Here is a 26,649-nt window from a genome sequence, read left to right on the forward strand (position 1 = left end):
TTTGTGTTTGAGTATTTGAGGGACGAAAATATAAAAATGAGCGGACTATTCAAAATAAAGTCTGTAAAGTCACGATTTACGGTTATTCTTTCTGCACATTTCACCCGTAAGCTTGTTCCTTGAACTGGGAATTCGCTGGAGTTGAGTCCCGGCGAAGGGTATAGCTTGCTGTATGTGTTTAGAAGTTTATCCCGCACCCGATGACATAAGCGTGGAGATCGGGTGCCTTACCGGATTTCATCATTCGGGTGAGGGTATAACTGCCCCAGAGAGCGATTTTGTCATAACCTACCCGGACGATAACGTCGGCTTTTATCGGGTTCATGCTGTAATTACCGGCTTTTTTATAGCGGCGGCTTTCCCCATCTTCATTTTTATACACGACTTTGGTTTTCGTGTGTAGTCTTAAACCGCCCATGATTCCGGCACCTACGTATGCACGGCGATGTTGTTTGGCGGGGAATTGATACTCGCAGATGAGGGGAACCGTCAGGTAAAGGTTTTTCAGCGAACTTTTCTTTACACGTTCCATGCTCAACGGATGTATTGTCCCGTTTTCTCCCCGTTGGATGCTATTCTTGTGTTGGAAACGAAGGCGTTGGTATTCCAGTCCTACCCCGGTAACCAATCCGAAGTTGTTCAGTTTGCTCAAGCGCATGCTGTACTGGAACATATTGAATTGCATCACGAACGAATTCTTGCGTTGTAAATCCATGAATGGCGAGCCTCCCGGCATAACGTCGTAATCCCCGAAGTCAGCAAAGCCAAGGTTAAAACCGCTCCAGTGTCCTCTGAAACGGGGGTTCTGGCTACGCTGGTAGATAGCCTGGTGGATGGGATCGCTCAATACCTCGGTCTTCTTGACGTGAGCCTTTTCCTGTCCGTTCCGGAAATGTATTTCTTTGACCTTACGGTCGAGGGTATCGATGCTGCCCGTCCGGTTGTCCCGTGCCATGGCAGGAAAAGATAGCAGTAGTGCAAGGGAAATGATGATACTTTTCATGGTGATTTATTTTTGTCGGTTGTGAGTGCTTTATTTTTCAGAACTATCGAGGAAGGCAATGGAATTGAAGAATTTATTTTTCTGAGGTTCCATTTCTTTCAGATCTTCGGTTTTAGCCCCGATGGAAACTTGATACATGCAATTATCTCTGAAAATAAACCTTTTAAAATAGGTCATTTCTTCAAGATCTTTTTTTATCGTGTAGCAGATTTCCCATATTTCAGTATTCTTTGACGGTAAACGCTTTTCACTGACCAGTTTGGCAGTCGGCATTGAAACCGATTCTTTCTTCATGGCTATATATAACTGGTTGAGCGTGTAGGCGTCGAGCGTACCTTTTTCCTTGGTGAGTTGGGTGCATACCACCCCGAAGACGCACGTGGCATTTTTCGTTTGGAATATCCACGAACGAATATTGTTCACGTCTTTTTTCACCCGCTCTCCCCGGCTTGGGAAAAGGAACGAGATCTGGTAGTCGCCTCTTATTTTTACCCATTCTTCTTTTTGTGGGGCGAATGCAAGTAACCCGATGAGAATAAATTTAAGTATAGACATATCCATCCTGTTTATTTCATGTGTTAAAGATAGAAATTATTATTTTTGTGGCAAAACTTATTTGATTGAAGATGATAGTCGGAGGAAAAGACGTAGGTGATCGACCGCTTATTTTAGCGCCGATGGAAGAGGTTACAAATCCCCCTTTCCGGAAATTTTGTAAACGATACGGGGCGGATTGGCTCTATTCGGAGTTCGTGTCAGCGGATGCACTGGTGCGTTCGATAAATAAGACTGTCAAGAAATTGACGATAGAAGAATCAGAACGTCCCGTGACGATACAGATATACGGTCGTTTTATTGATTCGATGGTGGAGGCGGCGAAGATTGTCGAGGAAGTGCAGCCGGATTTTATCGACATAAATTTCGGGTGTCCCGTGAAAAGAGTCGCGGCGAAAGGGGCAGGAGCCGGAATGCTTCGGGATGTGCCGTTGATGGTGGAGATGGCGAAGCAGATCGTGCAGGCGGTAAAGATTCCTGTCACGGCAAAGACCCGCTTGGGTTGGGATTGCGAGAATATTATTATCGACGATGTGGCGGAACGTTTGCAGGATGTGGGTATAAGTGCACTTGCGATTCACGGGCGTACCCGTTCGCAGATGTACACGGGTGAAGCGGATTGGGAACCGATTGCCCGTGTGAAGCAGAACCCGAGAATCAAGATTCCAATCATCGGGAACGGAGATATTGACTCGCCCGAGAAGGTAAAAGAGGCTTTCGAACGTTACGGTGTGGACGGGGTGATGATTGGGCGTGCTACTATCGGGAAGCCGTGGATATTCCGGCAGATCAAGCATTATTTACAGACGGGCGAGCACTTGCCCGAATTATCGATACACGAGCAAATCAAAGTCATCAAGGAGCAGATATTGTTGTCACAAGAGTGGCTGGATGAAGTGCGGGGTTTATTCCATATGCGCCGGCATATGGCTTGTATGTTCAAGGGATTGCCCCATTTCCGGGATTTACGGATTCAAATGCTTCAAGCCCCGACGATAGAAAAGTTGTGGGAAGTGTTCGAAAAAATAGAGGAGAGGTACTATACAACCATATAAATTATTGCTGCCACGAGCGATCCGGCTAGTGGTCCCAGGATGGGAATCCAGGCGTAATCCCATTGGCTGCTGCCTTTTCCCGGGATGGGGAGAATGGCATGCATGACACGGGGAGCGAAGTCCCTGGCAGGATTGATGGCATACCCGGTGACTCCACCCAGGGAAAGCCCGATAACCCACACGATGAAGGACACGGGGATAGCTCCTATCGAACCGAGCCCGATAGGAGTGGTGGTGTCGACATCGGCAATAAGTTCCGCCCCGGTGATGTAGAAGACGGAGAACATCAAGACGAAAGTGGCGATAAGCTCACCCCCGAAGTTGACGATGTTATGGCGAATTTCAGGAGCCGTGCAGAATACCCCGAGTTTTGTCCCAGGTTCTTCCGTGGCTTTGAAATGATCGTAGTAGATGATCCACACGAGGAATGCGCCGAGGGCGGCACCTAGCATTTGCGCGATCACGTAAGAAGGTACGCTTGCCCACGGGAATTTTTCCGCGATGGCAAAGCCTATAGTGATGGCAGGGTTCAGGTGAGCCCCGCTGTAAGGTCCGGCGATCACGACTCCCGTGAATACGGCAAGTGCCCATGCCGTGGTGATGGTGATCCAGCCTCCCTGGAATCCTTTGGTTTTTTTTAGCACGACGTTAGCTACTACGCCGTCACCCAAGAGAATCATTGTCATTGTTCCGAGTAGCTCTGCTATAAATGGGGACATAATGGATTTTAGGTTTTAAATTCTAGATTTATGGTTACGGTCACTCGGATCGACGGTTCTTTTGTGATTATCGATCCGGTGATTTGTTCTTGTTTATCCGGGAGAATAGCGTTATGCCAGTTCTTCCCAATTGCGGGCTCTCTCGACAGCCTTATGCCACATATGGAGTTGTTTGTCGACTTCTTCCTCCGTAGCCACGGGGGAGAATTCTTTGTTGGCATTCCATTGTTTGCGCAATTCTTCCGTGTCACGCCAGAACCCGGTTGCTAGCCCGGCAAGATAAGCTGCGCCGAGAGCCGTGGTTTCCAGTATTTGGGGACGGATGACATTCGTTCTGCAAATATCGCTTTGGAATTGCATCAGGAAATTGTTGGCGACAGCACCTCCGTCTACCCGTAATTCCAGGGATTGGCGTTGAGTATCGTGTTCCATGGCTTTCAGAATATCGTACACTTGAAATGCGATTCCTTCGAGGGTTGCCCGGGTGATATGTGCGGCTGTTGTCCCGCGGGTAATCCCCAGGATGGCACCTCTGGCGTATTGATCCCAGTAGGGCGCACCCATTCCCGTGAGAGCGGGCACGAAATAAACACCCCCGTTGTCAGGTACGGACGTGGCGAGGGATTCGCTTTCCGAGGCGTTGTTGATGAGCTGTATCCCGTCCCGTAGCCATTGGATAGCGGCTCCGCCGACGAAGACACTGCCTTCCAGTGCGTAGGTAACGGAATCCCCGATTTTCCACGCAATCGTGCTCAACAGGTTGTTTTCGGATTTCACGACTTCCTTGCCGGTGTTCATTACCATGAAACATCCTGTCCCGTAAGTTGTTTTGGTCATCCCCGGTTCCAGGCAGAGTTGACCGAAGAGAGCGGCTTGTTGGTCACCGGCTATCCCGGAGATCGGAATTTTCGTGGAGAACAAGGTCGTCGATGTTTCCGAGTAGATCTCGCTACTGCTTTTTACTTTCGGGAGTATGGCTTCCGGAATGCCGAAAAGTTCCAATAACTCCTTGTCCCATTGCATGGTGTGAATATTGAACAACATCGTGCGGGAAGCGTTGCTGACGTCCGTCACGTGTACCCGCCCGTGCGTGAATTTCCACACGAGCCAGCTGTCCACGGTCCCGAAACACAGTTTTCCTTTTTCTGCCCGTTCACGTACACCCTCGACATTATCGAGAATCCATTTGATTTTCGTGGCGGAAAAGTAGGCATCAATCAATAGTCCTGTTTTCTCCTGGATCATGTCGGCATACCCGTTTTCCTTTAGTTCACGGCAAATGTCGGCAGTGCGGCGGTCTTGCCACACGATGGCGCGATAGACAGGCATGGAAGTTTCCCTGTCCCATATGATGGTCGTTTCACGTTGGTTCGTGATCCCGATACAAGCCACGTCCAATCCCGTGAGGTCGGCTTTGGCGATAACTTCTGCCGCCACGGAGGATTGCGTGTACCAGATTTCACTCGGATCGTGTTCTACCCAACCGGGGTGGGGAAAATGTTGTTCTATCGGTTTTTGCGACATGGCGAGGATGTTCCCGTCATGATTGAAAAGCACGGCTCGGGAGGAGGTTGTCCCTTGGTCTAGTGCAAGTATGTATTTTGCTGTCTTCATAGTAATGTAGTTATAGATTCTTTTACGTACTTTTTTTAATTCGGTTACATATATAAAAGGAACATTTGCAATTATTGCCTTGAGGCTAGTGATACGACTTGCCACTGAAAGTGTGTACTGAATTTTGGAAAAAACCGGAAAGTTTAACCGGGAGATTTTTTTTTTCGTATATTCGAGGTTGCAAATTAAGCTTATGAAAACAATTATTGAAAAATAAATAAGAAAAAATGAAGAGATCGAATACCTTTTACATCTTACTTGCCGTAGTATTGGTGATTGTATTTTTAAAGACATCATGTATGGGAGATGCGAAACAACAAGATGACCCGGTCTTGAAGACTAAGGCGGTCTTAGAAAATATTGCCGCACGCAAGAGCGTTCGCAAGTATTTAAAGAAAGAAGTGGAGGAGGAAAAGATTACCGCTATGTTGAAGGCGGGCATGGCGGCTCCTTCCGGGATGGACAGACGCCCGTGGGAGTTTGTCGTGGTGACGGATCGGGCTGCGCTCGATTCTATGGCAGCCGGGTTGCCTTACGCCAAGATGTTAACGCAAGCGCCTATGGCTATCGTGGTATGCGGGGATTCCACCCGTTCCTCTTATTGGTACGTGGACTGTTCCGCCGTGACGCAGAATGTTCTGCTGGCAGCCGAAGCGTTAGGGTTAGGTGCAGTATGGACGGCGGCTTATCCTTACGAGGATCGTATCGGAATCGTGCGGAAATATACCAATATGCCGGAACAGATTGTCCCGCTTTGTATCATTCCTGTCGGTTATCCCGATGGTCCGCAGAAAGCGAAAGACAAATATGATGAAAGTAAGATTCATCGGAATAAGTTCTAAAATAACAACAAGCTAAAAGCCATCAGTCCCATTCCGGTGATCAAACCGTAAATGGAGAGGTGGTGAGCCCCGTATTCTTTGGCGGTGGGGAGCAGTTCGTCCAGGGAGTAAAAACCATGATGCCGGCAACTAATGCGAATAAAACGTCTAGAACGACGGCATTAATCCCGATGAAGAAATATCAGCACGAAGCCGATAATCGCTCCAAGGGGCTCTGGCAAGCCGGAAAGAAAGGATTGCGTGAAGGTTAACAATACATTATTCTAGAAATATCCATATAGTATCGGTATTAAAAAACTAAAAGTTAGAAATGGTCAATGTGATCTTTTCCAACTTTTAATTTTTGGTTATTGTTTTATAGAGTTATCGCAATATATCTATAATACGGTGAAGGCGTGTTAAAGTTTCTTCTTTACCCAGAATTTCGATAATATCGAACAAATGGGGACCGTCGGCGGCACCGATGATTGCCAGACGGAACGGGCTCATGACCTTACCGAATCCGATTTCTTTTCCGGTAACCCACTCTCTCACGGCTTCTTCCGTGTTCGGTGAGGTGAAGTCTTCCACGTTTTCCAGTACGCCGACCAATTCCTGCATCAGGGCGGGCGTTTCTTCTTTCCAGAATTTCTTCACGCCCTTCTCGTCATAACTTTGCGGGGCTTTGTAGAAATATTGAGATGTATTGTATATGTCCGCCACGAAGTTTGCTCTTTCCTTTAGCAAGTGGCAAATCTTTTCCAATTTCCGGGTGTCATAAGCGATTCCGTCTTTTACCAGCAACTCGTTCAACAAGGCTGCCAGTTCCGCATCACTTCTTTCCACGAGGTACTTGTGGTTGAACCATTTTGCCTTGTCCGGGTTGAAGCGGGCGCCCGCTTTGTTCACGCGTTCCAGGGTAAATTGCTCGCATAGCTCAGGCAAGGAGAATATCTCTTGTTCTGTACCCGGGTTCCAGCCCAATAGAGCGAGCATATTGATAAAGGCATCAGGCAGATAGCCGTCTTCCTTGTAGCCGTGCCATTTCTCTCCACTCTCCGGATCCGTGAATTCCATGGGGAACACGGGGAAGCCCATTTTATTCCCGTCCCGTTTGCTGAGCTTGCCGTTGCCGACAGGTTTCAGGATCAGGGGCAAGTGCGCGAACTCCGGCATCGTGTCTTCCCAGCCGAAAGCCCGGTACAGAAGCACGTGCAACGGGAGGGACGGCAACCATTCTTCCCCGCGGATCACGTGAGAAATCTTCATCAGGTGGTCGTCCACGATGTTTGCCAAATGGTACGTTGGCATCCCGTCAGCCTTGAATAACACCTTGTCGTCCAAGAGTGAGGTGTTGAAATGTACTTCCCCCCGGATGATATCGTGTAATAAAAGGTCTTCATTCTCCGGCATTTTAAAGCGAATCACGTAATTGGCGTTGCTGTCCAACAGGGCTTTTACCTCCTCAGCGTTCATCGTGAGCGAGTTCTTCATGTGTTTACGGCTTGCTGCGTTGTACATGAATGTTTCTCCTTTTGCCTCGTGAGCGGCACGTTGCGCGTTCAATTCCTCGGCACTATCGAAAGAATAATAGGCATTGCCCGACTCCACGAGCTGGAGGGCGTATTGTTTGTAGAGCGGTTTGCGCTCGCTTTGGCGATAAGGTCCGTATTCTCCTCCTACCCCGACGCCCTCGTCTACGGTCAAGCCACACCATTTCAACGATTCGATGATGTATTCTTCGGCTCCCGGCACGTAGCGGGTTTGGTCTGTATCCTCGATTCTTAAAAGGAAGTCGCCCCCGTTATGGCGGGCAAACAAGTAGTTGAAAAGAGCTGTTCTGACTCCTCCCAAGTGGAGGGCTCCCGTGGGACTGGGGGCAAATCTTACTCTGACTTTTCTATCGGAAATCATATCTTTAGTTTTTATAATGACTGGTTGATCTGTTTAGATCGCCTCTTCCTCGTCTTCTTTGAGCGGGTCTTCTTGTGATTTCTCTTCTTTTTCCCGTTCCAGGAGTTGGCTCAAGAGGCTTTTAGCGTAAGTGACCGCGTAGCGTTCGGCTTCTTTCTTGGAAGGAATGCCGCTCTTGATTTGTTCGGCATAGCTGAATGGGCTGTCGGGACCCTCCGTGAGGACGTAAAGGGTGAAATTACTGTGGCGGTCACGGCTTTTGCTTGTCAGCCCGAACCACATTTCTATTGACTTGTCCTCGAGATATATGTTGCGCTTGAACTTGTACATTATATATTATTTCTGGGAGGGGTCTTGAAATTCATTATTCCGACGGCAATAGCCAATGATGCCATGGCACCGATATTCACGTACACGGCAGTACGGTTACCTCCTTGAAAGAGGCTGAGCGTACTGGAAATCATGATAAGGAATGCTGTTAAAATCAGCAAGTATTTCGCTATTCGCATAAATGTCTTTCTAAAGCGTTTTTAACCGGGTTAGCGTAGATTTCGAGGAATATATTGTTCAATACTGAGCGATTGCCCTCGAGTTTATCCATTTTCTCTGTCATCACGCGGATGAAATTCTCCTTTTCTTTCTCGGTGTATTTGGAGGTAAACTTGTTCGTGCCGTGGAGCAAATCGTAGGCGATGTAGTTATTTTCCCACAACTTGAAGTTTCCCTGTATTCTGGAGTCGACGAAATTTGCCAGGTTGGCGATGCGGTCACCGTTATTATCCCGGGTGTCGATTTCCTCTAGTTCCCGGTCAATCGGGGGAGTGATGGCAAAATGTACCCGTCCCTTGTACCCGGACAAACCTTGTTGCATACTTCTCATGTCCGCGGCAGGTGTCTTGATATATTCGCCCACCGTTTTTTGATATAACTCGTCGGTCTTCAAATCATCACAAGGTTCCCACTCGTAGGAAATGGATACCGGAACAACCCGCAATTCCCGGAAGTTTTCCACGAAGTCTTTCGGGCCACTCATGCGGAACATTTTCAGCAGGCTGTGTTGCGTGCGGTCATCGCCGTTCTTGGTTCTTCCCTCTTTTTGCGCGATCCACACGGAATCCTGGTTCTCGAGGATAACATTGCGTAAGTAGTGGGAACGCAAATTAGCGCTGGTGATCATATCACGCACGGGAAGTCCCCGTTCGATGATAAAGCAGGCATCCAGTTTCACGAGATCCGTCACCCATTTGTTGATCAATAAGTTGCTTCCGATGGCAGCCTCGCAATAGTGGCATCCTTTTTCTGATAACAACACGTTGAGTATTGCTGAATCAAGGATAATATCGCGGTGGTTGGAAACGAACAAGTAACTTTTGCCCGGTTCGATGTATTCCAATCCCGTGGCAGTGACCCCGTCGGTAGTTCCTGCGATCAACCGCTTCATCGTGGGACCGAAGAAACGTTCTTGGAACTCTTTTCTCGTGGTAATACCTTCGAGTTGTTTTTGTATTTTATCTTTATCCACCCTTGTCATTTGGGAGAAAAGAGCCAAAAATTCTTCTGCTTGGCTTAGCCGCTCCACGGCGGCAGGAATCTCTTCCCCTATGTAGGGTCTGATACTATTAAATTGGGAATCCGATGTCATGTCGTAATTTTAAAATTAGAAATCACGTGACAAATATAGGCAAAAATGTTTTATAAAAGAGTGTCGACTAAGCTTATATTCGCTCTAAATGAGCGAAACACCTCATTTTTTACTATTGTGGCTGTTTTCTCCCACTCTTCTCCGAGTCTTCCCTCGCTCTTCTCTATAAATAAGAGTTGATATATTATATAACTAAAAGGATATTAAACGGGTTATTTCATTTTGTAATCGAATAATAATCGGATAACAACCGTTTAAAAAGTAGGAAGGAGTGGGAGAGGAGTGCGGGAAGACCCGGGGAAAACAAGGAGCAGAATCAACACACGAGGGGGCTGAATACCCTTGCATCCGAGTCTAGTGTAATTCGTGAGCAAACAAAACGAATAAAGCCCGCATTATGCGGGCTTTATTCGTTATTATATTTATCGGTATTGCCTCAGAACATGGGGCAAGAAATTTTTATTTTCTACCGGGATAAACTTCCAGGGCTTTTGCCAAAGTTTCCATGGCTCCCTTGAGATCTTCGATCTTTAACACGTAAGCAATTCTGACTTCATCCTTGCCCAAGCCCGGTGTAGAGTAGAATCCGCTTGCCGGGGCTACCATTACGGTTTGCTTGTTGTATTCGAAATCTTCGAGCAACCATTGCGCGAATTTATCGGCATCGTCAATGGGTAATTTTACCACGGCATAGAAAGCTCCTTTGGGTTTCGGGCAAATAACTCCCGGCATTTTGTTGAGGGCTTCTACCATAAAGTCACGTCTTTCGATGTATTCGTTATACACGCTCTCGAAATACTCGGCGGGGGTATCGAGGGATGCTTCAGCAACGATCTGACCGATAGCCGGGGCGCACAAGCGAGCCATTCCGAATTTCAAGGCAGCAGTCATCACTTCTTTGTTGCGGGTTACCAACGCACCCACGCGCAGGCCACACTCGCTGTATCTCTTGGAAACAGAGTCCAGTAAGATCACGTTTTGCTCGATGCCTTGCAATTGCATCGTGGAGAAGTGTTTGTATCCGTCGTAGCAGAATTCGCGATATACTTCGTCAGCGTACAAGTAAAGATCGTGTTTCTTCACGATCGTGGCGAGTTGCTCGAGTTCTTCCTTGGAATACAAGTATCCCGTCGGGTTGTTCGGGTTCACGATCACGATACCTTTCGTGCGGGGAGTAATTACCTTCTCGATCTCCTGAATTGCCGGTAAAGCAAAATTCGTTTCGATAGAAGAGGTTACCGTTTTTACTTTTACGCCGCACATCAGGGCGAAAGCGTTGTAATTAGCGTAGAACGGCTCGGGGATAATCACCTCGTCGCCCGGGTTCAACGTGGACATGAAAGCGATCGTGATAGCCTCGGAACCTCCGGTGGTAATCATGATATTCGTTTCGTCGATATTGATACCGATGTTCTGGTAATATTTAGCTAATTTTTTTCTGTAGGAAAGATTTCCGGCAGAATGGGTATATTCAATTACTTTCTCGTTACAATGTTTTAAAGCTTCGAGAGCGACATCCGGGGTTTGAATATCCGGTTGTCCAATGTTCAAGTGGTACACTTTAATTCCTCTTTCTTTCGCTTTGTCTGCGAACGGAACTAATTTGCGTATCGGCGAAGAAGGCATCGCCATTCCTTTTTCTGAGATCTGTGGCATAAGTTATTCGAGTTTAAATTTAAACGGCACAAATATAGACATATTGACTGATTTTAAATCAATCAGCCAATCTTTTTAATTTATCATGATCTAATAATTTTATTTTTCTTCCTTTAGCTTCAATCAATCCCTCATTCTTGAGGTCAGAGAGTAGGCGGATAAGGGTTTCCGTGGCGGTTCCCACGAAATTACTCAAGTCTTCGCGGGTGATATTCAGTTTCAACGTTCCGTCCTCTTCCACGCCAAAATCGGAGGCAATGAGCAAGAGTATTTCCGCCAATCGGGCTTTCACCGATTTTTGAGCGATATCACGGATATAATGGTTGGCATCACCCAATTCCTCGCAGGCAATTTGCATCATCTCGTAAGCGAATCCCGGGCTATGAGTAATCATGTGCATCAGCGAAGTATTGGGAATGTAACATAACACGCAATCGGAGAGAGTTTCTACCGAGGTGCAAGCCGGTTCGTTACGGATGACGGAGCGAAACCCGAAAATATCGCCTTCTTTTCCGAAGCGGATGATTTGCTCTTTCCCGGCGATTCCGGTCTGGAAGATTTTCACGATACCCGAGAAAAGAAAATAACATCCCTTGATGCGGGAACCCTCGTTGTATATGTATTCGCCTTTTTTGTAAAATTTAATCACGGTATCCGTGAACAAGGCTTTGATGTCCTGGTCGGGCACGTCTTTGAATGTCAGCTTGAACTTGCTGATACATTCCGTAATGTCAGGGATAAAAGCCTCTTCTTTCATATTTTCTATTTACATCGAACAAATAGTTTGGAATATCGATTCGCTGTCGTAACCACACTCCTTGTATAGCTGTTGTTGGGTGCCATGTTCCACGAAATGATCCGGTACGCCGAGGCGTACGACTTTTGCACAATAGCCGTGGTCAGACATGAATTCCAACACGGCGCTACCCAAGCCACCCACGATAGTTCCGTCCTCTAAGGTAATGATTTTTTTGAATTTATGAAATACCGAATGAAGTAATTTTTCATCCAGCGGTTTGAGGAAACGCATATCGTAGAACGCTACCGAACGCCCTGTTCCCCTCTCGATGGCTTTAAGAGCCTCGTTCCCGATAGCCCCCAGCGAGAGAATGGCAACCTCCTCGCCTTCGATAAGGCAGCGTCCTTTCCCGATAGCCAATTCTTTGAACGGGGTACGCCATTCAATCATCGTGCCGTTGCCCCGCGGGTAGCGAATGGAAAATGGTCCTTGATCCGGGAGTTGAGCCGTGTACATCATGTCACGCAATTCCTCCTCGTTGAGGGGAGAGGCGATCGTCATGTTTGGGATACAACGGAAACTTGCCAGGTCAAAAACCCCGTGGTGTGTCGCCCCGTCAGCACCTACCAGTCCTCCCCGGTCAAGACAGAACACGACGTTGAGTTTTTGCAGGGCAACATCATGTATCACTTGATCGTATGCCCGTTGCATGAAAGAGGAGTAGATATTACAGAAAGGCACGTAGCCCTGAGCCGCCAACCCTGCCGAGAACGTCACGGCGTGCTGTTCCGCGATACCCACGTCAAAACAGCGGTCGGGCATTTCTTTCATCATGATATTCAACGAACATCCCGAAGGCATTGCCGGGGTAATTCCCACGATCTTTGGGTTCGTGTGTGCCAATTCCAATATCGTGTTGCCGAATACGTCTTGAAACTTCGGGGGCGTGTTGCCTTTATTCTCTTTGATAATCTCTCCGGTTTCCTTGTTGAATTTACCGGGGGCGTGCCAGGTGGTCTGGTCTATTTCGGCTTGCTTGAAGCCCTTGCCTTTCACCGTGATGCAATGCAATAGCTTGGGACCCTTGATGCCTTTCAAATCCCGGAGGACTTTAATCAGGTGGTTGACGTCATGCCCGTCCACGGGACCGAAGTACCGGAATCCTAGAGCCTCGAACAAGTTGCTTTGGCGCAACATCAACGATTTCACGCTGTTGTCTATTTTTTGGATAAAGTTACGGGCTCCCGGGCTGATTTTATTGATACGCCCGAGGATATGCCAGATATCTTCTTTTAATTTGTTATAGGTTTTGGAGGTCGTGATGTCGAGAAGGTACTCGTTCATCCCGCCCACGTTGGGGTCGATAGCCATGTTGTTGTCGTTGAGAATGACAAGCAGGTTGGCGTTATTCGTTCCCGCGTTGTTCAATCCCTCGAAAGCCAGTCCCCCGGTCATGGCTCCGTCGCCGATGATTGCCACGGATTGGCGGTCTTCCTCCCCGTTCATCTTTGCCGCTACTGCCATTCCAAGGGCTGCGGAAATAGAGGTGGAGGAGTGCCCCGTGCCGAACGCGTCGTATTTACTTTCGCTTCTTTTAGGGAAGCCGCTGAGTCCCTTGTATTGGCGGTTTGTACAGAAGCTATCCCGTCTTCCGGTAAGTATCTTGTGGGGGTAAGCCTGATGCCCCACGTCCCACACGATATTATCATAAGGCGTATCGAACACGTAGTGTAATGCCACGGTAAGTTCGACAACACCTAATCCTGCCCCAAAATGCCCGGGATGTTCCGAACACTCGTCGATGATTTTTTCGCGTAGTTCCCGGCATAGTTGGATAAGGTCATCCTCGGGTACTTGCTTTAAATCCTCGGGAGAATTTATTGTATCTAATATTCTTTTCTCTTCACTCATGATTCACCCTTGAAAAAAGCCTGAAAGGGAAATTAATACACGATCGTCCCGATATTCTCGCCTGAAATGACTTTTTTTAAGTTACCCGGTTGATCCATATTAAACACGATGATCGGTAAATGATTTTCTTTACACATGGTCGTGGCAGTCAAGTCCATGACCTTCAACCCCCGGTTATATATCTCGTCATACGTGATCTTGTCGAATTTCGTGGCAGTCGGGTCTTTTTCCGGGTCGGCAGTATAGATACCGTCCACGCGGGTTCCTTTGAACATGGCGTCCGCCTCGATCTCAATGGCACGCAGGCTGCTTGCCGTGTCGGTTGTGAAATAAGGATTACCGGTTCCGGCGCTCATGATGGTGACATAACCTTCTTTCAAATATTCCACGGCTTTTGCTTTCGAGTAGAATTCCCCGATTGGCTCCATGCGGATAGCCGTGAGTACTTTGTTCTTGCATCCCTCGTTGTCTAAAGCGGAGCTTAAAGCCAAACTGTTAATTACGGTTGCCAGCATCCCCATGCTGTCGCCTTTCACCCGGTCGAAGCCCTTGTTTGTTCCACTCAGTCCCCTGAAAATATTACCTCCGCCGATGACGATACCAACCTGGACGCCCATCTTCGCGATTTCATGTATTTGACGGGCATAACTTTCCAAACACGTGGTGTCTATGCCATATTTTTGCCCGCCCATCAAAGATTCTCCGCTGAGTTTTAACAAAATTCGGTTATATTGCATATCTTTGTCTGTTTAAATTTTATAACAAAAAACTTAGTTTTTAGTATATATATTTGTACTAGAAATACACGCCGCTCGTTAGCGTAAAACGTAACAACAAAACTAATGATTTTTGTTATAACTATAATTTAATTTGAGAATATAAATTTCACGGCAGATGAATAAAACCGCAAATTACGATCTAACTGTCATAGTTCCAGTGTATAATGAGGAAGGGAATATCCTAAGATTAGAGGAAGAGTTAGGTGAATTTTTAAAAACATCCAAGGTGTCTTCTTGTATATTGTTTGTAAACGATGGCTCGAAAGATGATAGCGAACGCCTCATGCGGGAGGTTTGCGCTCGTAATGAAGGTTTTTTCTTCTTGAATCTTGCCCAAAACGGGGGATTGAGTGCTGCTATGAAAGCGGGTATCGATAACTCCTTTTCCAAATGGGTCGGGTATATCGATGCCGATTTGCAAACGACACCCCAGGACTTCAATAGTTTATTGGAACATGCTGACGAGTACGAGCTGGTTATGGGTATCCGTACCGGGCGAAAAGATAGTTTCGTGAAAAATATGTCATCCCGTATCGCTAACGGCTTCCGCCGCATGATGACACATGATGGGGTAGAGGATACCGGGTGCCCGTTGAAAGTGTTGCGCACGGATTACGCGAAGCGGATTCCATTTTTTACGGGAATGCATCGTTTTCTGCCTGCGTTGATTCAATTGCAACATGCGCGAGTAAAACAAGTTCCCGTGCGTCATTTTCCCCGGATTGCCGGAAAATCAAAATACAACCTGGCAAATCGTCTGGTGGGTCCTTTCAAGGATTGTTTTGCTTACCGCTGGATGCGGAAACGTTATATTAACTATCAAGTTGCGGAAAACAACCTATGATTTACGTTATCGGATTCCTCGCCCAAGTGTTCTTTTCAGCCCGAATACTGTTGCAATGGATTTTATCCGAGCGGGCAAAGAAAGTAATCTCCCCGGCAATATTCTGGCAGTTGAGCATATTGGGGTCTTACCTGTTATTTGTTTACGGTTGGTTGAGGGACGATTTCGCAATCATCTTCGGGCAGATCATATCTTATTACATTTATATCTGGAACTTGAACAAAAAACATCAGTGGAAATGGTTGCCGCTGCTGTTGCGTGTGGTACTTCTGCTTACTCCTATTGCGGCAATCGTGTATATGCTTGAGGACGTGGGCGCCTTTGTCGACCAGTTCTTCCGCAACGAGAAAATACCCTTGTGGTTATTGATTTACGGTTCGATGGGACAGATTATCTTCACGTTGCGTTTTGTGTACCAGTGGATATATTCCAAGCGGAAAGACGAATCGTTGCTTCCGATCGGTTTTTGGATTATCAGCTTGTTCGGTTCTCTGATTATCGTTTCTTACGCTATCTATCGTCGGGATCCGGTTCTGATCCTAGGACAATCCACCGGGCTATTGGCTTACGGCAGGAACATCTATCTCTCCCGTAAGAGTAGTTGTTAAGTGACCTGATTGCGGGTATACTAAATAATATGTCCCAATTTTCTCGTGATGTACATTTTTAAGCCAATTGATGATATTCTCCGAGCGGGATACATCTTTTTCTTTTAAGAAAATCATACAGTCGCCCTGCTCGTAAGTCTTGAACAAAGAATTTTCATCGGAGATCTTTATAGCATCTTCATGCAAATAGACATCCATATTCTCTCCGCTACGGAAGCGATAATAGTAATAATGGTCGATATCCTCTTCCTCGCAAATTTCGTAAGCTTTTTCAGCCATTTCGGATAATCCGATACTTGGGTTGAACTTGGGTAAAGCGAAAGCCCCAGTGAATAGCATGCACAAAATTCCCAACGAAGTATAGTTAATCGCCTTGTATAATTTTTTCCGCAGCAAGAATACAAAAGCTAACAGGCAAAACATGAATAATAGTCCCAAGGCAATTGGAATGAATGTTGAATACGGGAACTCCATTTTGTTTCGGATGGCGAAAGCAACGATAGGGGCAAGCACGAGAGCGACTACCGGGATATACACCGTGAACGCTACCCATTTTTCTTTCATCTTGGGCAATAACAATATCGTCAGATAAGTAAAGAACGGGAATAACGGCAACATATAAATATCTAATTTCGCGCTAAACACGGATAACAATACGAAAGTGGAAGCGATGATCGTGAAGAAAAACTTTTCTTTATCCGTCGTGAGCAGCTTTTTACGGAGTGCAATAATAATGGTTGCCGCGTACAGGAGCGACCATGGGGCAACCGAATACCATATGGTAACCCCGTAATACCAGAATGCCTCCTTGTGGTGGAACGAATCGACAGCCCGGTTGACGGTTTGATTAAAGAGCAAGTTATTTAGGTAGGCAGTTCCGCCTTCCGCGAACACGCAGCCGAACCATATGGCACATAACCCGAGAAGAATGCCCCATTGCTTCCAGCCGAGATACTGCCCGAAGTGGTGGGCTTCCTTTTTCACGATCAAGAAAACGAGGATCGAAACCACGGGGACGATAAACCCGACCGGACCTTTTGAGAATATTGCCATAAAGATATAGAACGGCAGTAGAATGCTATCTATAGGGCGTCCTTTGCCGGAATATTCTTTGTAGAACGTGTATAACGCCAGTAGGATAAACATACACATCAGCATATCCATGCGCAGTACAAGTGCGGAACCGATATAAAGGGCACTCGTGTAGAGCATCAAAGTAGCACTCCAGCGCGAAGTACGGGAAGTTTCCTCCTCCACCCATTTATTCATGATGTGGATGGACACGAGAGCGGGGATAATGGAGAACAGGGAAAGTACAATCATGTGGTATTCGCCAAAGATCCATTTGCTCAGCATAATGAACCAAAAATACAAAGGAGGTTTATCCGCGTAGGCTTCCCCTTGATGGTAAAACGCGAAAAGATGTCCGTCACGCAAGGCTTCATCCGCTATGCTCAAGTATTTTAATTCGTTATTTGGGGTAAAATCCCGAAATAATAACACGGGCAGAACTAGAATGAATAGCAAAAAATATGAATATGATTTTATATTTTTCATGATTGTTCGCTATAATTATGTGTGTTACGGAAAAATAAACGGAAAGGTTTTACAAAACCTTTCCGTTTATTTTGGAGTATTAAAATAGTTGGAACAACACGTAAATCCAATGAGCAACCACCCCGGCAACAAGACCGCCTATCGAGTGGGCGATGATGGCTTTGGAAGTTAGTTGGCGGAACCCGAGAGAATCCAACATGGCGGTATGGGTGCTTAAATAACCGCTCCAGCACATACCGATAGCGGTAAACACGGCAATGGCATTGCCATCGATCCAGCCTTGTGCGGCGAAATTCGGTACAAGCCCAAGGGCTGCGCCTACTGCCCCGAGAGCCGTGATCGGGAAAGCAACAAGGTGCGGGTCTTTAAAGCCAAACAGCCATTCAAAAAGAATATTTATCTTGCCGGCAAGGTAGGGAAGGAGTTCCGTTCCCTGGTAAGCAGCTCCGGTAAATCCTTCTGCTGAAGGTCCGAAAGTTAATATCATCACGAATGTGGATATAACCAACACTCCCGGTATAATAGCTATACCAATGTCAACCCCCGAGCGTCCTCCGTCAAGTAAGGCGTCTAAAATGCGTAAAAAAAGTGATTTGTTCGAGTTGTCTTCATCTTCTTTGATCTCCACGACTTCTGTTACAGCGCATTCCTCCTTGAAATGAGGATGCGATTTCAGTGTAAAACGTTGCATTAATCGTGTGGATACGATACAACCGCAAAAAGCCCCGAACAACCCGATAAAAGGAGCGGAATAATATCCTTGACCGATCATGAAAACGATAACAAGTAATCCCATTCCAAAAGCTGTACCGAAATTGGTAAGAGATATTAATTGGTATTTTTTGAAATAACTACCGAAACGGTTATCCTTTGCCAGCGAAATGATAGCAGGGTTATCCGACAGGAAGGTCAACACCGCACCCAACGAAGCCGTACCCGGCAAGTTGAAAAGGGGCTTCATCAACGGGCGCAGAATCTTCTCCAAAAGCTTCACGACACCAAATTCCACGAATATACGTCCAAGGGCTCCCGTGATGACACAAATTCCCATTAAATAGAATACAGTATTTAACAGTAAATCATGAGCGGTATTCATGATTGTATTGAGCATATTCGGGATTCCCATGATGGAAGCGATGTAATAGAAAATTCCAACCACGATAATTAGGCATGGAATCCCGGTGGGTATAAATTTCTTCATGATGCTTTCTTCTTGAATTTTATGAGTGATACTTAGAGTTATTTTTTAATGAAATTTATTCTCCAGGTCAATCCTACACTGAGTTGCATGTCATCGGGTTGAAGGGTCCCCTCGGTATGATTATCTCCTGAATAATAGCTGTAATAAGCGTGCAGGCGGACATCTCGCGTGCGAGCGGGATACACTTCCACGCCACCGCCGATATTTGTTATTTTTGTTCCGGGCAACACGCACAAATCTCCCGCGCTTTTGTTTTTATTTGCGTCATGCGAAGCGTTGACCCGCAAGACCACGTGTTCCCCGATTTCTTGCGTTATACTTCCGATGATAGAAAAATCTTTGAACATATCCCCGTCCTTCACTTGTGAACCCGTGGAACGGAGCATAAAATCAACGTTGAAAACAGTCTTTCCTGATTTGAATTGGTTACCGAGAGCGAGGTATCCGATAAAATCGTGTGGTTGATATTCAATTAAATTCGCGGAATAAATCGTGTTCCAGCAACCGTGGCTCCCGTTCCAGGCGAAATTCAAAGCGTAAATATCCCGGCTGCCCTCGATTTGGAATGGCGATTGGCATAATTGCAACGTGAACATATCCTTCCCCCCGTCGAGGAGATAAGAAGCGCTCGCCCCGAATTGATAACAAGCGATATTGTTGCAAAACTCGGATAAAGTATAAATATCGATAGGGGCTAAATCATACTCGTATCCGCCGATGTTAACGATTTGTTTTCCCGCGGAAAGAGTCCAGTTATTATTGACTGCGTAATTAAGATACACGTAATCAATGGAATTGAAAAAAGAACTTTCCGTGTTTGCTTTATTCAAACGTTGACGATAAGCGTAGGAAAATCCATCCCCGAACGTGCCGTTTATTTTTAAATTGACCATGCTTCCCCGGAAGCCGTTATCGGAAGCCGAAGCGGAACCTAGGTTATGCAGGTAATCAACCCGGGCTTCTCCCGTCAGATTAAATCTGTTCTTTTCTTGCGCACACACACTCAATATGCCTGATACAGAGAGTAAAAAGAATGCAAATATTTTTCTCATAAACTAATTTGATTTTGAGCGGCAAAGATAAATTAACTTTCCCGTAAAAGCAATATTAGATTTTGAATTATATGCAGATTGCCACTATTTATCTAATAGATTATTTCTCGTTTCCTATCAAGTGTGATGGTCTATATGTTGAATTTATGCGGTGTTTTACTCCATTACAAAACGTTGCGAATATTTGCTGATCGGATAAATCTTCCGGGTAATTAACTTTAGGCATATCCACCCCTAGGTATTTGCCTATGTTATACAAAACTTGATACTCTTCAATGGTTGTTGGATCGAAAGTTTGAAATATGGGGACAATAAAAGACATGTGTGCGATGCCTAATTTGTACCCGGAAATGATCTCTCGATCGTGGCTGATGACCTCCACTCTTGTTTCCGTGGGAGAAATTGAATCTAAATGAATTTGCAATCTCATGTTACAGTAGCGTCCCCTTTTCCCTGTTCGATACGTGAAAGATTCCAATACATGGCTTCCTCCTAAAACGAAATCATTTTCATTGCCTACTTTATCTATAATACCTTCAGTGCAATAATCAATATTTCCAAAGAATGTTCCTTTACCATGTATTAACATGTCTCGAAATTCTTTTTTGTTAAATTTTTCTATAATGACTTTTCTTACATGCAATAATGGGTAGTTGAATGTGTAAGCAGTCGGGTTGGGTGTTTTTAACTCTTTTTTCCGGAGTTCTAGCATCCATTTGCTCGCCAATGTTCTGTTTATGGCTACTGTGATTAGGAATAATACGATAATGCTTGCTATTCCTATCATGAATATTTTTATACATTTAACGATGATTCTCATGATATCAATTATTTTCTTCTAAATTTTTGTTATATGCTTCTTCCCACATGGCAATCACATTATCTATTGTTTGATCATCTGCTTCTGGTCGGTTTAGTTCTCTGTAAATAGTTACTGTAACTTTTATAGAATTTCCGACTTGCTCGGGAGAAAGTGCTCCTTTGTCTTGTTTTGCGTGTTCAGAAAAGTTGGCAAGGGAGTAATATTGAAATCCTTTATGCCCGGGGCAAAAGCTATCGACTATTCCATGAATTGCAATCCCTAATGCATAAATGGCGTCTATGTGATTCGTTTCTTTTTTAGTTAAAAACATGATGAAATTTTCTGTTAAATGTTGTTTGAATCGATCTCTTGCCGCCTGTTCTGATATCTTTTCAGATGTTTTCATGGCATGGTAATATGCTTTGGAGGAGAATTGATTGCCTTCTAGTAAATTGTCGCAGTAGTCATTTGCATCAATAAGTATTTTTAGGTCGGTATCGTTTAACCGACATTGGGATTGTATTGCTTCAAGGATGCCGTGGTGTGTTTGGGGATTCCAGGAGCCATTGCCGCTTCCCGGTGTTGAACCCGAGTTAGAGCCTCCTCCTGATCCAGAACTAGAACCACCTTGATTTCCTATTGGCGTGATGATGTGATATTCTAATCGTGGAGCTCCTGGACAATTGCGAAAATCGTTAGCGCATTGATTCATGTAATTTGTTAAAAGCGTTTCAAGTGAACCATTGATGCCATTATAAAAAGTTAATATTATATTAATTCTTTCCATATTGACACAAATTTCAGGGGGACCTGCTGTGTTGGATGTTGTTAAGGCTTGGTAGTTCCCTTTAAATATTTTACTTCGTTTTTCTAATCCTATTGCGTAAGCATGTGCATCGTTAGGTAAATAACCTCCAAGATCAATCCAATATTCGATTTCTATATGATAATACTCATTTGATGTTGAATAAAATGATGTTTCGTTTTCGATTTCTGTATTTGTTCTTGAAAAACATTTTTCTGCTATGCACAATTTCTCTGTAATTTCTAAACCTTGTTCTTTCCATCTTTTGAAAAATACAAGACAGCTTTTTTGTTGAATTGGTAGTGTGTTGTATTTTTCAGAATCTATGAATAAGGGGGCTTTAATTTTAGCTTTCAGGTTAAAATTGTCATGAATTTCTTCATTAATTTGATAGATGATACATCCCTCGACAATATTTGTATTCGTGTTTCGGACGGGGATGGCGTAATGTATTCCAAATCCAAATCCTTGCCCGAAGATAGCGTGGTCGAATAGCAATTCTCTTGCGGGATGTGATAGCGTGAGGTTTAATTCTTCTATCCCTTGATCTCGTTCAATTATTTTAGAAATAAGAAATTTGCCTACGGGGTTAGAACCATTGTAATTTAATATTTTCTGATTTCCCCAATCGTTACCTTCCTCTTTTGCGCATGAAATCAAAATGCTAGTTAGCAGGATGCAAAAAAAGACTTTTTTCATAATTGTGTTTTCAATAATAGTGTTAGTGTTGCAAGTTTAGTGTAAAAAAGCGATTAAGCAAAATTTTATCAAATATTAAAATACGTTTCTCTTGATAATTTGAGTGAGATACAAGTAAAAATAATATTATTGTTTTAAATTTGCCACTTAATCGCAAGTGTAATTTAAAGAGGTTATGCAAAGAAATTATATACACTACCTGTTTATTCTTATTGTTTGTTGGTTCGCTTTCTTCGTGAATAACGGGGCTGTTTATGAGGATATTATGGAGTCGCGTAATTTGGTTACGGCTCACGAGATGATAGAATATGACAATTGGCTGGTGCCTACCATGAACGGGAAACTTCGTTTGGAAAAACCGCCTCTGCCTACTTGGGTGGCAGCTGGGATCGAGTATCTCCAACCTGACAATATCTCTTTGCAAAGGGCGGCAGCCGGAATAATGGCGACCCTCATGGCGTTCTTCCTTTATTTCTTCGCTTCGGCATTAACCAAGAACAGGTTGTTGGGATTGCTCTCCGCTTTGGTATTGGCGACAAGTTTCAATGTCGTTATGGCAGGTCGTGTAGCGACTTGGGATATTTATTGCCATAGCTTTATGCTGGGCGCTATATTCTTTTTCTACAAAGGGATTACCAGCCCGCGGACAGGCTGGGGTTCGTTTGTATGGGCGGGAATATTTCTCGGGTTATCCTTTCTGGGGAAAGGTCCGGTGGCGTTCTATGCCTTGTTACTATCATTCCTGATTAGTTATATCGCTGTGTTCCGTCCCTCCTTCAAGAGAAAAGGATTGCAGATCGTGGTGATGATTTTGATTTTTGCGACGGTTAGCTTTTGGTGGTACTTGTATTTGTACGTATTCCACAAGGACATGACAACATACGTGTGGGCGAAAGAATCGACAGCTTGGATGGAGCGAAACGTTCGTCCGTGGTATTATTACTGGCAATTCTTCGCGGAATCCGGGATATGGTCGTTATTCCTGTTGACCGGGTTGGTAGGTTGGTTCTGGTTGAAACGAAAGGTGACCTTGAAAAAAGAATATACCTTTGCCGTGTTGTGGACGTTAGTGAGTTTAGTACTTCTCTCGTTCTTCCCGGAAAAGAAAACCCGTTACCTGTTGCCGTTGCTTATTCCAGCCGCTATGGTTGTGGCACACTACGTGGTGTATATCTTTACTGCCACGAAGGAAAAGGCACTTACCAAAAGTGACCGGGTGGTCTTCCGGATCAATGCGTTCCTTCCGGCTCTCATTGCTTTGGGAATGCCAGTGGCAATATACTTCCTGTTTTATACAAAAGGGCAAATCGGGCTGATGCTTCTGATTATTGTTTCCATACTTTTCCTTGTTGCGGCTTATTCTATTTTCGCGGGTGGGGTAAGGATGAAATCAATGAAAGTCTTTACAGGGATCGTGTTATTGATGATTCTCGTGGAAACCCTGCTTATGCCTCGTGTTGCCAATATGTTCAACAACACGGAGATCAAGAGCATCAGTGCCGTTAGGAAAATCGAAGAAGTGAATCATCTGCCCTTCTACTACCCGTCGGAAGAAGAATTGCGTATCGAGCTGGTGTACGAGGCTGGACGTCGCATTTTACCTTTGGATATAGCGAAGGATACCACTCTGTTGGATTCGCTTCCGATCGTCTTGGTTTCCGGCAAACCTGCCGCGGAAGTATTGCCTCCCGCGATGTTGGAACGGGTAAACCTTCACTTTATTGACGTTTACGACAACAACACCCGCCCGAAATCCGATAAGAAACGCTACTCCCCGAAATTCGTGCGCTACGTGACGATTTTAGAAAAGAAAGCGGATTATTGATTCTGTTATGATAGTAATGCTTGTTTTAATTCCTCCACAGAACTGATCATTAGTTCCGCTCCGGCTTCGATTAACTCCTCTTTGTCCCCGTAGCCGTATAAAACACCAATACTGTCTATTCCTACTTGTTTGGCTCCGTGAATGTCATGCTTGCGGTCGCCGACCATTACGACTTGGCTCAGGTCGTGAATGTCATTGCTTTCCAGCACGTGGCGGATAACTTCGTCTTTGTGCGACAGGGAGCCGTCGAGCCCGCTGCCCCCGACAAACTTGAAATAGGGGCTGAGGTGGAAGTAGTCGAGAATCTTTTCGGCATAATAGGCAGGTTTCCCGGTTGCCAGCATCACTTGCTTCCCCGCAGCATTCAATTCTTGCAAGAGGGATTCTATGCCCGGGTAAACGGCATTCTCGTATATACCAATGTCGGTAAATCTTTCCCGGTATTTCCGGATGCCTTCTTCTGCTTGTGCTTCATTGAAATGGCAAAACTCCATGAGTGATTCTTTCAAAGGGGGACCGACGAATTTGCGAAGTTGGTTCAAGTCGTCTACTTCAATCCCGAAATGCTTCAGGGCGTATTGAATCGATTTGGTGATTCCTTCCATGGAATCGGTGACGGTCCCGTCGAGGTCTAAAAGAATGTACTTGTAATCTTTCTGCATATTTTCGTGAGTATGAAAGGATAAAAAAACAGGCTTATCGCTAAGCCTGCTTTTTATGTTGACAGATTTGTCGTTTATTAAGCGTTCAACGTGTAACGTAAGAAGCCCGTGACGGTCAAATCTTTATCTGCACTTTGTAAGTACTGTTTCACGGTCATCTTGTTGTCCTGCTCGTAAGTTTGGTTCAACAAGGTAGACTCTTGGAAGAATTTGTTCAAGCGACCTTGAGCAATTTTTTCCAACATATTTTCCGGTTTGCCTTCTTCACGTGCTTTCTCACGACCGATTTCAAATTCGTGATCGATCACGTTCTGCGGAATCCCGTCTTTGTCTACGGCGATAGGAGCCATGGCAGCTACTTGCATCGCGATATTTTTCTTCACTTGGGCGTCAGCGGTTTTGTTGAAACCAACAACGGTTGCTAACATATTTCCCGGGTGAATATAAACCACGCAATCTTCTGCTTTCAAGCTTCCGTAGTAGCTCAATTCCAGTTTTTCACCGATTACTCCGGTTTGTTCTGAAATTTGGTCGGCGATGCTTCTACCGTCCAATTGGATAGCTAATAATTCCTCCGTGGTGGCGGGCATATTGGCTAAAGCGGCGTCAAGGATGCGAGTGGTAAAACCGATGAATCCTTCGTTTTTGGCAACGAAGTCAGTTTCGCAATTTAATGAAACCATTACTGCGTTCTTACCGTCGGTCTTGGCTAAAACGCAACCTTCTTTTGCATCTCTGTCTGCACGTTTGCTGGCAACAATAAGACCTCTTTTGCGGATGATATCAACGGCTTTGTCGAAATCACCCTCGGCTTCTTGAAGAGCGTGTTTGCAGTCCATCATTCCGGCGTTTGTTGCTTTACGCAACTTCATCACGTCTGCTGCTTTTATTTCCATATTCTTTCGATTTCAATTAATTTATTCTTCAGTAGTAGCTTTTGCCTCTACTTCTGCTACTTCCTCTTGAATTTCTTCTTTTTCAGCGCCTTTCTTGTCGCCTTCTTTTTCTCTCTCGGCTTTTCTTTCGCTCAATCCTTCTTTAATAGCATCAGCTACGTTCCCGATAATCAAAGAGATAGAAGTTGAAGCGTCATCATTAGCCGGAATCACGAAGTCGATTCCTTCCGGGCTGGAGTTCGTGTCCACGATAGCGAACACGGGTATTCCAAGAGCGTTAGCTTCTTTTACCGCGATATATTCCTTCATCACGTCAACAACGAAAAGAGCGGCAGGAAGACGAGTCAGGTCAGCGATGCTGCCCAAGTTCTTTTCCAATTTTGCTCTTTGACGAGAGATCTGGAGTTTTTCCCGTTTTGAAAGGTGAGCGAAAGTACCGTCTTTTTCCATTTTGTCAATGGTGGTCATTTTCTTCACGGCTTTCCGGATGGTCGGGAAGTTGGTCAACATACCGCCCGGCCATCTTTCAGTCACGTACGGCATATTGATATTTGAAATTTTTTCAGCAACAATGTCCTTAGCCTGTTTCTTTGTTGCAACAAACAGAATTCTTCTGCCTGATTTAGCTATTTGTTTCAAGGCTGCACTTGCCTTGTCCAACATGATAGCGGTTTTGTTCAGGTCAATAATGTGGATATCATTACGCTCCATGAAAATATACGGAGCCATTTTCGGATTCCATTTACGGGTAAGGTGTCCAAAGTGACAACCTGCATTTAATAATTCGTCGAAATTCGTTTTTGACATTTGTGTCTTTTTTTAAGTTTACATTCTTAAATTTGCTCAATTGCCGGGTAGTTCTCGAGAGAAGTCCCGCCAATTTAGATACTAAACTCTGATTAACGTTTAGAGAATTGGAATCTCTTACGTGCGCCCGGACGTCCCGGTTTCTTACGCTCAACTTCGCGCGGGTCTCTGGTCATGAAGCCTGCCGCTCTCAATTTAGATTTGTCCTCGGCGTTGATTTTCACCAATGCTCTGGCGATACCTAAACGTAAAGCTTCAGCCTGTCCGTTAAAACCACCTCCAACAAGGTTTACTTTGATGTCATATTGTCCGGCAACGCCTAATAATTCAAGCGGTTGTTTTACAATAAATTGGAGGGTAGGCAACGTGAAATATTCTTCCAAGCTCTTTTTGTTGATCGTGATATTGCCTTTTCCTTCGTTAAGATAAACACGGGCTACCGCGCTTTTTCTTCTACCTACTGTATTTACTACTTCCATACCT

27 protein-coding genes are annotated in these 26,649 nt (G+C 45.1%); 6 read left to right on the forward strand and 21 right to left on the reverse strand.

The annotated features are described in order from the left end of the window. Positions 1–178: 178 nt before the first annotated feature. Positions 179–1,003, reverse strand: a complete 825-nt coding sequence (locus A3CY_RS20850; RefSeq protein ID WP_018337913.1) for an outer membrane beta-barrel protein — start codon at positions 1,001–1,003, stop codon at positions 179–181. A gap of 30 nt (positions 1,004–1,033) precedes the next feature. Then, complete coding sequence (locus A3CY_RS0110700) at positions 1,034–1,558, reverse strand: hypothetical protein (RefSeq protein WP_026207553.1); 525 nt, start codon at positions 1,556–1,558, stop codon at positions 1,034–1,036. A gap of 71 nt (positions 1,559–1,629) precedes the next feature. Here A3CY_RS0110700 and dusB point away from each other — a divergent pair, with 71 nt between their 5' ends. After that, on the forward strand, positions 1,630–2,613 hold the full coding sequence (gene dusB, locus A3CY_RS0110705) for a tRNA dihydrouridine synthase DusB (RefSeq protein WP_026207554.1): 984 nt from the start codon (positions 1,630–1,632) through the stop codon (positions 2,611–2,613). Here dusB and A3CY_RS0110710 read toward each other — a convergent pair. Next, a complete protein-coding gene (locus tag A3CY_RS0110710) occupies positions 2,598–3,332 on the reverse strand; it encodes an MIP/aquaporin family protein (RefSeq protein ID WP_018337916.1) in 735 nt (244 codons plus the stop codon). The two genes, dusB and A3CY_RS0110710, sit on opposite strands and share 16 nt — an antisense overlap. 111 nt (positions 3,333–3,443) lie before the next feature. Beyond that, positions 3,444–4,946 carry a glycerol kinase GlpK gene (gene glpK / locus A3CY_RS0110715; RefSeq protein WP_018337917.1) on the reverse strand — a complete coding sequence of 501 codons (1,503 nt, stop codon included), beginning with the start codon at positions 4,944–4,946 and terminating at the stop codon, positions 3,444–3,446. 299 nt (positions 4,947–5,245) lie between these two features. Between glpK and A3CY_RS0110720 the strand changes: the two genes are divergently transcribed. After that, positions 5,246–5,788, forward strand: a complete 543-nt coding sequence (locus A3CY_RS0110720; protein ID WP_394330663.1) for a nitroreductase family protein — start codon at positions 5,246–5,248, stop codon at positions 5,786–5,788. 116 nt (positions 5,789–5,904) lie between these two features. Beyond that, positions 5,905–6,039 (forward strand): hypothetical protein, encoded by a 135-nt coding sequence (locus A3CY_RS23445; RefSeq protein ID WP_316928928.1) that lies wholly within the window; start codon positions 5,905–5,907, stop codon positions 6,037–6,039. A 112-nt stretch (positions 6,040–6,151) separates the two neighbouring features. On the opposite strand, the gene gltX is transcribed toward A3CY_RS23445, so the two are convergent. The 8 genes from gltX to pyrH all read right to left on the reverse strand — a co-directional run bounded on the left by gltX (position 6,152) and on the right by pyrH (position 14,366). After that, entirely contained in the window at positions 6,152–7,681 is a 1,530-nt protein-coding gene (gltX, locus tag A3CY_RS0110730) for a glutamate--tRNA ligase (protein ID WP_018337921.1), read from the reverse strand. A 33-nt stretch (positions 7,682–7,714) separates the two neighbouring features. After that, complete coding sequence (locus A3CY_RS0110735; RefSeq protein WP_018337922.1) at positions 7,715–8,011, reverse strand: hypothetical protein; 297 nt, start codon at positions 8,009–8,011, stop codon at positions 7,715–7,717. Then, on the reverse strand, positions 8,011–8,190 hold the full coding sequence (locus A3CY_RS0110740; protein WP_018337923.1) for a hypothetical protein: 180 nt from the start codon (positions 8,188–8,190) through the stop codon (positions 8,011–8,013). Before A3CY_RS0110740 ends, A3CY_RS0110735 begins: the two co-directional genes overlap by 1 nt. Continuing rightward, positions 8,181–9,323, reverse strand: a complete 1,143-nt coding sequence (locus tag A3CY_RS0110745) for a 1-acyl-sn-glycerol-3-phosphate acyltransferase (RefSeq protein ID WP_018337924.1) — start codon at positions 9,321–9,323, stop codon at positions 8,181–8,183. Before A3CY_RS0110745 ends, A3CY_RS0110740 begins: the two co-directional genes overlap by 10 nt. A gap of 459 nt (positions 9,324–9,782) precedes the next feature. Further along, positions 9,783–10,979 (reverse strand): pyridoxal phosphate-dependent aminotransferase, encoded by a 1,197-nt coding sequence (locus A3CY_RS0110750; RefSeq protein WP_026207555.1) that lies wholly within the window; start codon positions 10,977–10,979, stop codon positions 9,783–9,785. 58 nt (positions 10,980–11,037) lie between these two features. Next, positions 11,038–11,736 (reverse strand): Crp/Fnr family transcriptional regulator, encoded by a 699-nt coding sequence (locus tag A3CY_RS0110755; protein WP_018337926.1) that lies wholly within the window; start codon positions 11,734–11,736, stop codon positions 11,038–11,040. 9 nt (positions 11,737–11,745) lie between these two features. Beyond that, positions 11,746–13,629 carry a 1-deoxy-D-xylulose-5-phosphate synthase gene (gene dxs, locus A3CY_RS0110760; protein WP_018337927.1) on the reverse strand — a complete coding sequence of 628 codons (1,884 nt, stop codon included), beginning with the start codon at positions 13,627–13,629 and terminating at the stop codon, positions 11,746–11,748. A 32-nt stretch (positions 13,630–13,661) separates the two neighbouring features. Then, positions 13,662–14,366: a UMP kinase gene (gene pyrH / locus A3CY_RS0110765; RefSeq protein WP_018337928.1), complete on the reverse strand. Its 705-nt coding sequence runs from the start codon at positions 14,364–14,366 to the stop codon at positions 13,662–13,664. 157 nt (positions 14,367–14,523) lie between these two features. Here pyrH and A3CY_RS0110770 point away from each other — a divergent pair, with 157 nt between their 5' ends. Next, positions 14,524–15,252, forward strand: coding sequence for a glycosyltransferase (locus A3CY_RS0110770; RefSeq protein ID WP_026207557.1), 729 nt, complete (start codon positions 14,524–14,526; stop codon positions 15,250–15,252). After that, complete coding sequence (locus tag A3CY_RS0110775; protein ID WP_018337930.1) at positions 15,249–15,860, forward strand: lipid-A-disaccharide synthase N-terminal domain-containing protein; 612 nt, start codon at positions 15,249–15,251, stop codon at positions 15,858–15,860. The genes A3CY_RS0110770 and A3CY_RS0110775 overlap by 4 nt, the downstream gene beginning before the upstream one ends. Here the strand turns inward: A3CY_RS0110775 and A3CY_RS20855 are convergent. The 5 genes from A3CY_RS20855 to A3CY_RS0110805 all read right to left on the reverse strand — a co-directional run bounded on the left by A3CY_RS20855 (position 15,810) and on the right by A3CY_RS0110805 (position 21,976). Beyond that, on the reverse strand, positions 15,810–17,417 hold the full coding sequence (locus A3CY_RS20855) for an ArnT family glycosyltransferase (RefSeq protein ID WP_081619458.1): 1,608 nt from the start codon (positions 17,415–17,417) through the stop codon (positions 15,810–15,812). The genes A3CY_RS0110775 and A3CY_RS20855 overlap by 51 nt on opposite strands. Before the next feature lie 79 nt (positions 17,418–17,496). Next, on the reverse strand, positions 17,497–18,618 hold the full coding sequence (locus A3CY_RS0110790; RefSeq protein ID WP_018337933.1) for a nucleoside recognition domain-containing protein: 1,122 nt from the start codon (positions 18,616–18,618) through the stop codon (positions 17,497–17,499). Between the two features lie 38 nt (positions 18,619–18,656). Then, a complete protein-coding gene (locus tag A3CY_RS0110795; protein WP_018337934.1) occupies positions 18,657–19,670 on the reverse strand; it encodes a porin in 1,014 nt (337 codons plus the stop codon). A 100-nt stretch (positions 19,671–19,770) separates the two neighbouring features. Then, positions 19,771–20,490, reverse strand: a complete 720-nt coding sequence (locus tag A3CY_RS0110800; RefSeq protein ID WP_018337935.1) for a hypothetical protein — start codon at positions 20,488–20,490, stop codon at positions 19,771–19,773. A gap of 4 nt (positions 20,491–20,494) precedes the next feature. Continuing rightward, entirely contained in the window at positions 20,495–21,976 is a 1,482-nt protein-coding gene (locus A3CY_RS0110805; RefSeq protein WP_018337936.1) for a hypothetical protein, read from the reverse strand. Between the two features lie 175 nt (positions 21,977–22,151). Between A3CY_RS0110805 and A3CY_RS0110810 the strand changes: the two genes are divergently transcribed. Beyond that, positions 22,152–23,801 (forward strand): ArnT family glycosyltransferase, encoded by a 1,650-nt coding sequence (locus A3CY_RS0110810; RefSeq protein ID WP_018337937.1) that lies wholly within the window; start codon positions 22,152–22,154, stop codon positions 23,799–23,801. Between the two features lie 5 nt (positions 23,802–23,806). On the opposite strand, the gene A3CY_RS0110815 is transcribed toward A3CY_RS0110810, so the two are convergent. The 4 genes from A3CY_RS0110815 to rpsI form a co-directional block, all read right to left on the reverse strand. Beyond that, positions 23,807–24,463 (reverse strand): HAD family hydrolase, encoded by a 657-nt coding sequence (locus tag A3CY_RS0110815; protein WP_018337938.1) that lies wholly within the window; start codon positions 24,461–24,463, stop codon positions 23,807–23,809. Positions 24,464–24,540: 77 nt separating this feature from the next. Then, positions 24,541–25,359, reverse strand: a complete 819-nt coding sequence (gene tsf / locus A3CY_RS0110820; RefSeq protein ID WP_018337939.1) for a translation elongation factor Ts — start codon at positions 25,357–25,359, stop codon at positions 24,541–24,543. A gap of 21 nt (positions 25,360–25,380) precedes the next feature. After that, complete coding sequence (gene rpsB, locus A3CY_RS20860; RefSeq protein WP_018337940.1) at positions 25,381–26,166, reverse strand: 30S ribosomal protein S2; 786 nt, start codon at positions 26,164–26,166, stop codon at positions 25,381–25,383. Between the two features lie 92 nt (positions 26,167–26,258). Next, a complete protein-coding gene (rpsI, locus tag A3CY_RS0110830; protein ID WP_018337941.1) occupies positions 26,259–26,645 on the reverse strand; it encodes a 30S ribosomal protein S9 in 387 nt (128 codons plus the stop codon). Positions 26,646–26,649 lie beyond the last annotated feature (4 nt).

The organism is Butyricimonas synergistica DSM 23225 (assembly GCF_000379665.1).
In the GTDB taxonomy this organism is placed as follows: domain Bacteria; phylum Bacteroidota; class Bacteroidia; order Bacteroidales; family Marinifilaceae; genus Butyricimonas; species Butyricimonas synergistica.